The 11,789-nt window shown below is 39.4% G+C and carries 11 protein-coding genes; 1 reads left to right on the top strand and 10 read right to left on the bottom strand.

Annotated features, from left to right (window positions below):
• Window positions 1-5: 5 nt before the first annotated feature.
• The 6 genes from panC to mazG form a co-directional block, all read right to left on the bottom strand.
• A complete protein-coding gene (gene panC, locus ACK1JC_RS05430; RefSeq protein ID WP_409510846.1) occupies window positions 6-854 on the bottom strand; it encodes a pantoate--beta-alanine ligase in 849 nt (282 codons plus the stop codon).
• A gap of 2 nt (window positions 855-856) precedes the next feature.
• Window positions 857-1,666: a 3-methyl-2-oxobutanoate hydroxymethyltransferase gene (gene panB, locus ACK1JC_RS05425; RefSeq protein WP_409510845.1), complete on the bottom strand. Its 810-nt coding sequence runs from the start codon at window positions 1,664-1,666 to the stop codon at window positions 857-859.
• A 48-nt stretch (window positions 1,667-1,714) separates the two neighbouring features.
• Window positions 1,715-2,203 carry a 2-amino-4-hydroxy-6-hydroxymethyldihydropteridine diphosphokinase gene (gene folK, locus ACK1JC_RS05420; protein ID WP_409510844.1) on the bottom strand — a complete coding sequence of 163 codons (489 nt, stop codon included), beginning with the start codon at window positions 2,201-2,203 and terminating at the stop codon, window positions 1,715-1,717.
• Window positions 2,200-3,711, bottom strand: coding sequence for a polynucleotide adenylyltransferase PcnB (gene pcnB, locus ACK1JC_RS05415; RefSeq protein WP_409510843.1), 1,512 nt, complete (start codon window positions 3,709-3,711; stop codon window positions 2,200-2,202). Before pcnB ends, folK begins: the two co-directional genes overlap by 4 nt.
• 151 nt (window positions 3,712-3,862) lie before the next feature.
• Window positions 3,863-4,285 carry a ComEA family DNA-binding protein gene (locus ACK1JC_RS05410; protein WP_409510842.1) on the bottom strand — a complete coding sequence of 141 codons (423 nt, stop codon included), beginning with the start codon at window positions 4,283-4,285 and terminating at the stop codon, window positions 3,863-3,865.
• A gap of 13 nt (window positions 4,286-4,298) precedes the next feature.
• Window positions 4,299-5,102: a nucleoside triphosphate pyrophosphohydrolase gene (gene mazG / locus ACK1JC_RS05405; protein WP_409510841.1), complete on the bottom strand. Its 804-nt coding sequence runs from the start codon at window positions 5,100-5,102 to the stop codon at window positions 4,299-4,301.
• Window positions 5,103-5,242: 140 nt separating this feature from the next.
• Here mazG and ACK1JC_RS05400 point away from each other — a divergent pair, with 140 nt between their 5' ends.
• Window positions 5,243-6,019: an SDR family oxidoreductase gene (locus tag ACK1JC_RS05400; RefSeq protein ID WP_409510840.1), complete on the top strand. Its 777-nt coding sequence runs from the start codon at window positions 5,243-5,245 to the stop codon at window positions 6,017-6,019.
• A 137-nt stretch (window positions 6,020-6,156) separates the two neighbouring features.
• Here the strand turns inward: ACK1JC_RS05400 and ACK1JC_RS05395 are convergent, their stop codons facing one another.
• Genes ACK1JC_RS05395 through cysM form a run of 4 tightly spaced genes read right to left on the bottom strand, consistent with a single transcriptional unit; the run spans window position 6,157 to window position 11,692 of the window.
• Window positions 6,157-8,463, bottom strand: coding sequence for a RelA/SpoT family protein (locus tag ACK1JC_RS05395; RefSeq protein ID WP_409510839.1), 2,307 nt, complete (start codon window positions 8,461-8,463; stop codon window positions 6,157-6,159).
• 30 nt (window positions 8,464-8,493) lie between these two features.
• Window positions 8,494-9,885 carry a 23S rRNA (uracil(1939)-C(5))-methyltransferase RlmD gene (rlmD, locus tag ACK1JC_RS05390; protein ID WP_409510838.1) on the bottom strand — a complete coding sequence of 464 codons (1,392 nt, stop codon included), beginning with the start codon at window positions 9,883-9,885 and terminating at the stop codon, window positions 8,494-8,496.
• A gap of 8 nt (window positions 9,886-9,893) precedes the next feature.
• Window positions 9,894-10,724: a 3'-5' exonuclease gene (locus ACK1JC_RS05385; RefSeq protein ID WP_409510837.1), complete on the bottom strand. Its 831-nt coding sequence runs from the start codon at window positions 10,722-10,724 to the stop codon at window positions 9,894-9,896.
• Between the two features lie 53 nt (window positions 10,725-10,777).
• Window positions 10,778-11,692 carry a cysteine synthase CysM gene (gene cysM / locus ACK1JC_RS05380; protein ID WP_409510836.1) on the bottom strand — a complete coding sequence of 305 codons (915 nt, stop codon included), beginning with the start codon at window positions 11,690-11,692 and terminating at the stop codon, window positions 10,778-10,780.
• Window positions 11,693-11,789: the final 97 nt, after the last annotated feature.

The raw sequence follows: 11,789 nt of genomic DNA, 5'->3' as shown, positions 1-11,789 counted from the left end.
ATTTATTATCCTACAGAGTGTTTAACCTGTAGATTATCAATTAAACGTGTTTTACCTAATTTTGCAGCAACAAACAAGATAACATCCTGATCAAACTGAGCCACCTTTTGTAACATAGGCGTACGTGCTTCAATGTAGTCGACAACAAGACCTGCTTGAGTCAATGCCGCACGAATTTGCTCAAGGCTTAGATCAAGTGCTGTTCCACCCTGTAATGCTTTTTCAGCCACTTTTAATGATTGATGAATCACAGGTGCAGTTTGACGTTCTTGTTCGGTTAAATAACCGTTACGAGAACTTAAAGCTAAACCATCTTCTGCACGTGCAATTGGCACACCAATGACTTCTAACGGCATATTCAAATCACGAACCAACTGTTTAATCACAGCCAATTGTTGAAAATCTTTTTGCCCAAAAAATGCAAAGTTAGGTTGCACAATATTGAATAACTTAGTCACCACAACAGCCACGCCATCAAAATGACCTGGGCGTTGCAAACCACACAAATCATTGGTGATTTCGCCCACGCTAATATTGGTCAAACGAGGCTGTTTACCGTACATTTGCTCAACTGTTGGTGCAAAAACAATATCACAACCCACTTCTGCAAGTAGATGACTGTCATGTTCTAAAGTACGTGGATAGTTATCAAAATCTTCATTTGGTCCAAACTGGATTGGATTGACAAAAATACTGACGACAACCACATCACACAGCTTGCGTGCTTCACGTACAAGATTTAAATGACCTTGATGTAAATTCCCCATTGTTGGCACAAAACCAATCGTTTTTCGTGCTGAACGTGCAGGATTTAATGATGCAGATAAACCTTGAATTGTTGTTTCAGTTTTCATGTTTACAGCTCAACCTGAAATATATGTTCTTTTGCAGGGAAAGTTTTATCTTGTACTGCAACGTGGTATGCCTTAAATGCATCCATAATTGCCATTTCACCAGACTGCTCTTTCATAAAATTACGCACAAAACGTGCCACACGACCAAAGGTCAATCCAAGCATATCTTGAACGACAAGCACCTGACCGTCTGTTTCAACGCCTGCACCAATACCAATCACAGGAACATTTGGAAATAAAGCAGCAATTTCTGAACCTAGTTGTGAAGGCACACATTCAAGCAATAAAATTGCTGCACCTGCATCTACCACAGCTTTACAATCTGCAATTAATTGATCAGCCGCTTCACGTGTTTTTGCTTGTAACTTATAACCACCAAATACATGTACAGACTGCGGTGTTAAGCCTAAATGCACACAAACTGGCACACCATTACGGGTCAAAACTTGTACTGTTTCAGACAGCCATGCACCACCCTCAATTTTAATCATTTGTGCACCCGCCTGCATAACAGTACGAGAGTTCACTAATGCATCATTCAGAGTCGCATAGCTCATAAAAGGCAAATCACACATAATAAATGAATGTTGATTGCCACGACGTACAGCCGCAGTGTGATATGCCATATCGGCTACAGTGACAGGTAAGGTTGAATCATGCCCTTGCACGACCATACCCAACGAGTCACCAATTAAAATACTGTCAATTTCAGCAAGTTCCATTGCTTTTGCCATACTTGCATCATAACAAGTCAGACATGAAAACTTACGCCCTTGCTGCTTAAATTGTCTTAAATCACTTAGACTAATCATGACAATCATCCTCTATCAATGCGTGCTGCTCGGTTATACAACATTTGATTAATGTTGTGCCCAAGACGAACCTTCGAGTACAGTCAGGGTTGACTGCTGTACTAGATCTAGACTATGCAGTGCGATACCATTTATTTGAAGTTCGGCATCTAAATCCAATAAAGGAATCACCACAAAATCACGCTCAAGAATACCAACATGCGGTACCGTGAGCCGATCATTTATAATATTTTTTTCGCCATAAAGCAAAATATCTAAATCGAGTGTACGCTCTCCCCAATGACGTAAACGTACACGCCCAGATTCAAGTTCAAAGCGTTGTAATTCATCAAGTAATAACAATGGCTCAAGATCAGTCACTAAACGAGCAACTGCATTATGATAATTCGGTTGATCTTGTGGTCCCATTGGGGGACTTTGATATAACCTTGAGACACTAACTGTACCGAGCGTCGCTAACTGCGCAACAGCCTCTTTGAGAATTTGAGCAGAATCACCAAGATTACTACCCATACCAATATAAGTGACTATGCTCATTGAGTCGGTCCAAAGACCACCTGTGTTAAATCACGCTGTACCCGTCTACGTTTCATAATCGGATGATCTGCATTGATTTCATTCGGATTACTTTGGACACGTGCATTACTGCCACCACGCGCATCATTACGGCTACGTGAATCATATGTACCCCGCTGATCTCGACCATCACGCTCTGAAGAGGTTTTACGTGAGCGACGAGTACGAGCTTCACTTTCTTTTACTAAAGGTTCAATTTCAGCAGACACTTGCTTTGGTTCTTCAACCACAGCTTCTGTTGTTGCTTTACGACGACTCTTAGCACGTTGACGATTGTATTGACTAATCGCACGTTCTTTTTCATCGGCAGACATATTTTGGTAAGCATCCCACCAAGTACCCATGCCTTGAGCCGTTTCATCGCCTGACTTTTCACGCAACAATAGGAAGTCAAAACCTGCACGGAAACGTGCATGATTCGATAATGCCGCAATTTGCTGTGGTTTAGGATTCAACAAACGTGTTTGCATTTCCCAAACTTCACGAATAAACGTTTCAGCAAACCGTGGAATAATCGTACGTGTTGCTTGACGTTTAAGAACATCTAAGCCAGCTTGCGCACGCGCTTCAGCAGGAACCATACCTTTAGCAAGATGTGCTTCACAACGCTCTAAAAATGGTTTCCACAACAACACCGCATAGAAAAATGCTGGGTTGATGGTTTTACCCATCTGAATACGTTGATCTGTATTTTTAGCCGCGCGTTCCATAAATGTGGTAATGACAGGTGGAATTTCAGCAAACAATTGTTGCCAAATGCCAAATTCAATCAACATAGGCATCACACGATGTAAATGTCCCATGGTGAATAATTTTTGTGACTCATCATATAAACGGTGCGGTGATACATCACGCAGTAGTTCCGTCATTTGTGGAGTAAACACTTTAAGAATGGCAGGATCAATACTGAAATTGAGCTTAGCTGAAAAACGCAAAGTTCGTAGCATACGAACTGGATCTTCTTCAAAACGCAGAGCAGGATCACCAAGAAGGCGTAAAGTTTTTTCTTTTATATCTGTAATCGCGTTACAAAAATCTAGCACTTCACCTTTACGTGGTTGGTAGTACATCGCATTGATTGAAAAATCTCGGCGTACGAAATCCTCTTCAATTGTACCCCAATTATTATCGCGTAAAATCATACCCGCAGCAGAGGTCACCGCTTTTTTCGGTGGTGCTCGGAAGGTTGCAACTTCAATCAGTTCTCGACCCGAATATACATGAGCCAATTCAAAACGACGACCGATAATTCGACAACGGCGACCAAATACTTCTTTGACCTGATTCGGCGTTGCATTGGTAACGGCATCGAAATCCTTAGGATTTAAACCGAGCATTAAGTCACGCACACCACCGCCGACAATATATGCTTCATAGCCGGCTTTGGTTAAGGAGTCAATAACATCTAAAATTGAAGAAGGTAATTGAGCGGTGGATAATCCACACTTGGACGCATGCAAAGTTTGCAAAAGACGCTGTCTCCCAGGTCAGGACGTAAATATAATCATTATGCCAATCATATCGCTTACACAACCAAAGGGCAATTTATTATCCCCCATTCGATGCGTTAAGTTGATGATTATTTCACATCAAGATAAAAGGTAAATAAACGATTTATTTCTAAACTCGAATGAGATTCTTATTTTTTTCAAATAATTTAGGGCCAATACCTTTCACATTATTCAACTCCTCAATATTTTTAAACTTTCCTTGTTTTACTCGATAATCAATAATGGCTTGTGCTTTTTTTAAACCAATACCATTTAACTGCTGCAATTCATCTACCGTTGCAGTATTTAAATTAATTTTTCCCTGACTGATCGTTGCACCCTGTTTTACCACCGCTACAGGCTGAACAATAGGACGTGATAAATAGTGATTCGGTGAGGTAGGTACTTTTCCTTGTAGTTTTAGTTTTTCATCTTGTGCTTGTTGAGTTTCTTTCCATTTCAAATAGTTATGATCATATTGTTGTGCATGGGTAAAACTAATCATACACAACATAAGCCAACCAAAAGAACGAATAAAAAAGTCTAATTTCATACCGATTTTCCTGCTAAATTGCAGGTTTTACACCTGCCTCAATATTATTTTGATTGTTTTGTAAATGTTGTTTTGCTTCATCCCACAGCGCATCCATTTCCTGAAGATTTAGCTCAGTCAATGTTCTCTGCTGTTTTTTCACTTGTTGCTCAATATAAGCAAAACGTGTTTTAAATTTATAATTGGTGCTTAATAATGCCATCTCACTCGATAGCCCAAGTTTACGACCAACATTAATAAATGAAAATAAACAATCACCAAATTCTGCTAGCATTTCATCGGAATTTTGATCGCTCATAGCTTCTTTAAATTCTGCAATTTCTTCTTCAACTTTGTCAAAGGCATCTTGAACTGTTGCAAAATCAAATCCAATTTCAGCCACATTTTTCTGAATACTCTCCGCTTGTATGATGGCTGAACCATGTTTGACTTGATCCAAACGACTCTGCACTTTACCTTGTTTTTCTTGTTGTTTGATTTCTTTCCACAATACAGACACTTGATCTGCATCTAAATTTTCAAATTTTTCTTTTTGAAATACATGTGGATGTCTACGAATGAGTTTCTGACAAACAGCATTCACAACATCATTAAAATCAAAAGCACCTTGCTCATTATACATTTGCGATTGAAAAACCACTTGTAAAAGTAAATCACCAAGCTCATCACGTACATCATCTGTATGACCTGAACGCACCGCCTCTTCAACCTCATAGGCTTCTTCAATAGCATATTGAGTTAATGACTCTGGCGTTTGTTCTCGATCCCAAGGGCATTCTGCACGTAGTTTTTCCATAATCGCTAGTAACTGTTCCACATCATTCTCCCACAACCAAAGTTTGCTCGTCAGCATAGCAGATCATAAGAGTGACTGAAGATCCTTGTTATCAACAGGCATTTTATGTACAACTAAAGAAAATAAAATCTTCTCATTTTACAAAACTAAAAGGAATTTCAATGCATCAAAGTATTTTTATTAGTGGTGCTGCTCAAGGCATTGGTGCAGCCATCGCACGCTTGTTTTATCAACAAGGCTATAAAGTCGGAATTTATGATCTAAATGAAGCTTTAGCACAAGAACTTGCAACACAGTTAGGAATTAATGCCAAGGCAGGAAAGCTCGATGTCTGCCAATATGATCAATGGCAAACTGCGCTACAAGAGTTTAGTGAATGGGCTGGGGAGCTCAATATTTTAGTCAATAATGCTGGAATTTTATATTCAGGTGATTTCGTAAAAACCGACATTTCAGCACACCACCGCACCATTGATATTAATGTGAAAGGTGTTCTGAATGGTTGTCACGCAGCCTTACCACTCCTTCGTAAAGCACGGTTTGCACGTGTAATTAACCTTTCCTCTGCGTCTGCAATTTATGGGCAAGCTGACTTAGTATCTTATTCTGCAAGCAAATTTGCCGTACGAGGCATTACCGAAGGTTTAGATGTTGAATGGGAGCAATATGGTATTCGTGTGCTTGATGTGATGCCATTGTTTGTCCAAACTGCAATGATCAAAGATATGGATGCTGCAAGTATTCAAAATATTGGCGTAAGCTTAACACCTCAAAATGTTGCCGATGAAATCCTTACTTTAGTTAAAACTAAAGATTCCATTTTCACCCCAACACATACCCCTATTGGCTTAAAAACTAAAATTATGTATCAACTTTCAAATAAAAGCCCCCAATTTATCAACCGACTGAGTAACATTTTTATTAGTCGTAAATCATAAATATTTTCAAACCACTTATACACATCAATTATCGAAAACAGCGGTATTTACCAACACTATAAGCAGTTCAAATTTTAATTTTTCCTAAAAAAACCTGCATAAAGCAGGTTTTTTTATCACTATCGAATGAAAATGCTTTAGTTTCCTTGTACCAAACGTCTTGCACTAATAATTCCTGGTTGTTGCTCAAGTCGAGCAAGTAAACGGGAAAGTTGTGCTAAACCTTTGACTTCAATCAAGAGTTTCATATTGGCAATACCATCCGATTCTGAAATAGTATTAACTTGACGAATATTGATTTGGTCGGAGAAAATCACCTGAGTCAAATCTTTAAGCAAACCACGGCGATCATATGCATCCACCACAATTTGTACACTTTGACCTCGTGTCGGTTGCATTTCCCAATCAGCTTCTACAGCACGCTCAGGTTCATTCTTGATCATACGCAAATAATCAGAACATTCGACTTTATGAATACTCACACCACGATTGAGTGTGATATATCCTGCAATCGATTCACCATGTACAGGCTGACAACACTGTGCAACATGTAATTCCACATTATCAAGACCATCAATAAGAATGCCATGCGCAGACAATGTATGGCTTGCACGTGGATTTAATGTTGGCTTCAATACAAGTTCAGGTTCATCCTGATCGAGGTGCATATGTCGATTGACTTGATTGATCAATGAATGAAGACCGATATCTCCATTAACCAAAGCAACCAAAATATCCTCACCCGATTTCACATTGAAATAATTGGTATAATCACTTAAATCAATACTTTTCGGGTGAATCGCTAAACGAGATAATTCTTTATTCAGAATTTCACGCCCAACCTCAAGATTTTTACTACGATCCTGCTGCCTAAACCAATGACGTAACTTATCTCGTGCACGTGAAGTCTTAATATAACCGAGCGAATTTACCAACCAATCACGATTTGGTTCGCGATCTTTTTTAGTTAAAATTTCAACCTGTTCACCTGTTTTTAAGGTGTAGGTTAATGGCACATAACGCTGATTGACACGTGCCGCGTAGCATTTATTACCGACTTCAGTATGTACATGATAAGCAAAATCTAGTACCGTTGAACCTCGCGGTAGCTCTCGAATATCGCCATCACGACTGAACACATAGATTTTTTCAAAACCTTCAAAATCTTGAATTTGTTCAAAATCCTCAGTTTCATCTTCATTCGGATGTGCACTCGTTTCAGTGCGCTCTTGATAATGCTCAAGTACCGCACGCAAAGAATGCAAACGATGGTTAAATGAATAATCGGTATTTTTAGACCCTTCTTTATAGTTAAAGTGTGAACATACACCCAACTCCGCTTCTTCATGCATTTCTACAGTACGAATCTGAATTTCAAGCGATTTGTTTTCAGCAATCACCGCTGTATGCAGTGAGCGATAACCGTTAGCTTTCGGATTGGTAATGTAATCATCAAACTGATGTGGAATGTGTCGCCAAATTTGATGAACAAGACCTAAAGCGTGATAACACTCAGAAACATCATTGACCAATACACGTACTGCACGAATATCATATAACTGATCAAAACTCAGATTTTTACTCTTCATCTTTCGATAAATTGAGTAAATATGTTTTACCCGACCTGAAATTTCAGCATGAATATCATGTTCTGCAAGTTCATTTCTAAGTTTTTCAACGACAAACTGAATATATTGCTCACGCTCTAAACGCTTTTCATTAAGTAGAGATGCAATCTCTTTATAACGCTCAGGTGCCAAATAACGGAAAGCTAAATCTTCGAGCTCCCATTTTAACTGTGCAATGCCTAAACGATGTGCCAATGGCGAATAAATCGTGAGAATTTCTCGTGCAACACGTTCTTGACGTTCTTTAGTTGATGTCGTCAATTCACGCAGTGCAAATGTTCGTTCTGCCAACTTAATGAGAACAACGCGGACATCTTCCGTCACCGAAATCAGCATTTTATAAATGCCAGACAAATGCTCTCGTTGATTGTTATTAAAATGATCTTCGAGGCGCTTATTTTTCTCAATTAGTTCAGACAGTTTACCCATCGCCAAAGTACCTTTGACGAGGCTATAAACGCTCTCACCAAATTTTTGACGAATCTCATCGAGTGTAATAATGTCTTCACGAACACTACGATAAAGCAACGCTGCGGATAAAGTATCTTCATCGACATGTAAATGCGCAAGAATGTCTGCCATTCCCAAGCCTGTCGAAAAAGAATTACTTTTATGCCCCGATGCAATATTAAGCTCACGTTGTAAAACCAGCGTTGCAACTTCTGACAGTTGATTAAGCTTGGCACCATCAAGTATACCGCTCACCCGCGCTAACCAAGCATTTAACCCTTGTTGCGCTTCCTCGGCATGTTCTACAGTCGTTTCCTCAGATAACTCGGTGAGTCTTCCAGGTAACTGTTCACGCACTGTGACCATACCACTCTCCTCTGACTGTACTACTCATTTTTAATCGTTTATCTCTTGTTTCTTTTCAAATAAAGCAATGGATTCGACATGCCCTGTGTGGGTAAACATATCCATCACACCTGCTTTTTTTAACTGATAACCGTATTGGGTCAAAATTCCCGCATCCCGAGCTAAAGTAGCTGGATTACATGACACATAAACGATTCTTTTTGCACCAAATTTAGGAATATATTGCATGACTTCTTCTGCACCTGAACGTGGTGGATCAATCAATAATGCATCAAAACCCTGCTTTGCCCAAGAATGTTGTGAAAAATCCTGCGTTAAATCTTGTGAATAGAATTTAACATTGGCAATCCCATTATTCAGTGCATTTTCTGTACCCCGTTTAACCATTTCAGTACTGCCTTCTACAGCAACAACATGACCTTGTACACCAACGGTACGAGCTAGTGGTAACGAAAAATTTCCTAATCCGCAAAACAAATCAAGAACACTTTCACCTTGTTTTAAATCAAGCAATTCACATGCCATTTTCATCATTTGCACATTGACCGTTGGATTGACTTGCGTAAAATCTGTCGGATGAAAGGCAAACTCAATATCAAATTCATTCAGTTTATAATGTAATTGCTTTGGAGCTTCTGCATCATCAACACGATGAACACTATCAACACCTGCAGGTTGCAAATATAACTGCCACTTCTTCTGTAACGCATATTGTCGCAATAGGTTGACATCATGCTCTTTTAATTTTTCAGTATGACGAATCAATAAGGAAATTTCATCATCACCTTTTGCCAATTCTATATGACCAATTGTCGCTTTGCCTGTTAGACTTTCGAGTAATACCCGAATTTCGGGTAATGCCTCATCTAACTGCTGATCTAAAATTTTACAGGTATAAATATCAATCAACTGATTACTATTGGCTGCACGAAATCCCATCGATAACTTATTATTTTTTAGTAAATAACGCACGCCTATACGAGCTTTATGGCGGTAATCTGTACGCAATGAACGAATTGGTGCTAACCATTCTTGCGGCTCTAAACCAGCAAAATGACTAAAATGTGATTTGAGCACATCCTGTTTTAAACGGATCTGCATATCTTCATGAATGTGTTGCATATTACAACCACCACACTGAGTAAAGTGTGGGCAAATCGGCTCAATACGATCTTGAGATGGCTCACTAATGAGCTTGATTTTATCGGCTTCTTCAAGCTTAGAAACTTGGCGTGTAATTTGTACTTTGACCGTTTCACCTGGTAAGGCATAACGAATAAAGACTTTTTTACCTTGTTTTTCTTTTGGATGGTCTTGCTCCGCACAGTAATGCGCTATTCCTCGACCTTCATGTGAAAGTTTCTCAACTTTAAACGTATATTGTGGAAGTTGAGCAGGACGAGTTCGAGCGTTGTGTTTCAAAGAAATACCTAATCTAATGGAGGAATGACAGATGTAAAATCTTGTGCGGTAAACTCACTGTATTGTGAAGTTTCACGCCATACCTGTAAAAATTCAGCCTGCTGAGGCAGACCCTGTAAATAATGAATCGTGGCTTGAATCCACAATTGATGATCATGCTGTGACAATTGACCTTTCAGTAATGCCCAACGTAAGAAAATCAACCATGTATTGAGTACATCACCTTCACAATAACTTGTTAAATCAAGCCATTGCTCATTTTTAACATAGGTTGGAATGTGATAACCCACAATGCCACGCTTGCCCGGATAACCGAACAAATGCGCAATATCATCGAGCTTTTGAAAGTTACGACCATTGAACATTGCCATCACGTCCATCAAGTCTACATGACGATGATGATAGCGATTTTGATAGTTATTATAGCGCTTTTGCGTATCAATCTCACCCTGATCGAACAAGGCCGCTGCTGATAAACCATGATACATCGCACGGAATAAAATCACAGGTAAATCAAACTGTGAGCCATTCCAACTGACCAAAGTCGGATGACGTTTATCAAATATTGATAAAAATTTTGTTAAAATTTCTGCTTCAGACCACTGTTCTCGACTAAACGAAAACAATTTCATTGTGCCTTTTTCATCAATCCATAAACCAGAAATACACACAATTTCATGTAAAGGCAGACGTTGAAACTCACTGCCTGATTCTTGACGACGCAGTTTCGTCAATGCACTTTCTAAATCTTGCTCAGGCAAATCTAAGCCATACAAATGCGCCCCCGATTTCAAATCAGTTAACGTTTCAATATCAAATACTAAAACAGGTAGGCGCATGATGATTGCTCAACTTTCAAAATTAAAATGAATCAGTCCTGAACTAAAAACCATTAGTCTTGAACTGAAAATAAACCTGTAGATAAATAACGATCTCCACGATCACAAACAATACACACGATGACTGCATCAGGATTTTCTTCTGCGATTTTCACCGATGCCCAAACAGCACCGCCCGATGAAACACCCGCACTAATCCCTTCTTCTCGTGCCAAGCGACGTGCTGTTTTTTCCGCTTCAATTTGCGGAATATCCATAATCCGATCTACACGTTTTGGTTCAAAAATCGTCGGCAAATATTCTTGTGGCCAACGGCGAATACCTGCAATATTTGAACCTTCTGAAGGTTGTAAACCGACAATTTGAATCTCAGGATTTTGTTCTTTTAAATATTTAGAAATCCCCATAATCGTCCCTGTTGTTCCCATAGAACTGACGAAATGAGTAATTTTACCTTCTGTTTGTTGCCAAATTTCAGGCCCTGTCGTCAAGTAATGTGCTTCAACATTATCAGGATTACCAAATTGATTGAGAACCAAGCCTTGACCTTCGCTTTGCATTTTCAAAGCCATGTCTCGTGCTTGTTCCATATTTTCAGATTCAATCAATTCAGCGCCATATGCACGCATGGCATCTTTACGTTCTTGGCTTGAACCTGCGGGCATAATGAGTTTCATTTTGTAGCCACGCATGGCTGCAACCATTGCAAGTGCAATGCCTGTATTACCACTCGTTGCCTCAATTAAAGTATCACCTGGTTTTATTTGACCACGCTGTTCAGCTTTCATAATCATGTTATATGCTGGACGGTCTTTCACCGAGCCTGCTGGATTATTGCCTTCTAGCTTTGCCAATACTGTTGCCTGCGTATGACTTGGCAAGCGTTGCAAGCGGACTAGAGGGGTTTTCCCTACATAATGGTCAAGTAAAAATTCATCCGCTAAAAAATTAGGTTGTGTATCAGTCATTAGGTGTACCTATATCGAGGTGCGCCTATTGTATGAAAAAATACTTCTGCCTGCACACTTTTTGGCGCAATTTATTCAGACTGATTAAAGCATCAGC

The organism is Acinetobacter sp. TY2, assembly GCF_046269225.1.
GTDB lineage: Bacteria > Pseudomonadota > Gammaproteobacteria > Pseudomonadales > Moraxellaceae > Acinetobacter.
This window is presented reverse-complemented; position numbering and strand designations above follow the sequence as displayed.

Coding starts and splice junctions, on each gene's coding strand:
- panB (WP_409510845.1), bottom strand. CDS start 1,666: ATGATTAGTCTAAGTGATTTAAGACAATTTAAGCAGCAAGGGCGTAAG.
- ACK1JC_RS05395 (WP_409510839.1), bottom strand. CDS start 8,463: ATGGTCACAGTGCGTGAACAGTTACCTGGAAGACTCACCGAGTTATCT.
- panC (WP_409510846.1), bottom strand. CDS start 854: ATGAAAACTGAAACAACAATTCAAGGTTTATCTGCATCATTAAATCCT.
- ACK1JC_RS05400 (WP_409510840.1), top strand. CDS start 5,243: ATGCATCAAAGTATTTTTATTAGTGGTGCTGCTCAAGGCATTGGTGCA.
- ACK1JC_RS05385 (WP_409510837.1), bottom strand. CDS start 10,724: ATGCGCCTACCTGTTTTAGTATTTGATATTGAAACGTTAACTGATTTG.
- cysM (WP_409510836.1), bottom strand. CDS start 11,692: ATGACTGATACACAACCTAATTTTTTAGCGGATGAATTTTTACTTGAC.
- folK (WP_409510844.1), bottom strand. CDS start 2,203: ATGAGCATAGTCACTTATATTGGTATGGGTAGTAATCTTGGTGATTCT.
- ACK1JC_RS05410 (WP_409510842.1), bottom strand. CDS start 4,285: ATGAAATTAGACTTTTTTATTCGTTCTTTTGGTTGGCTTATGTTGTGT.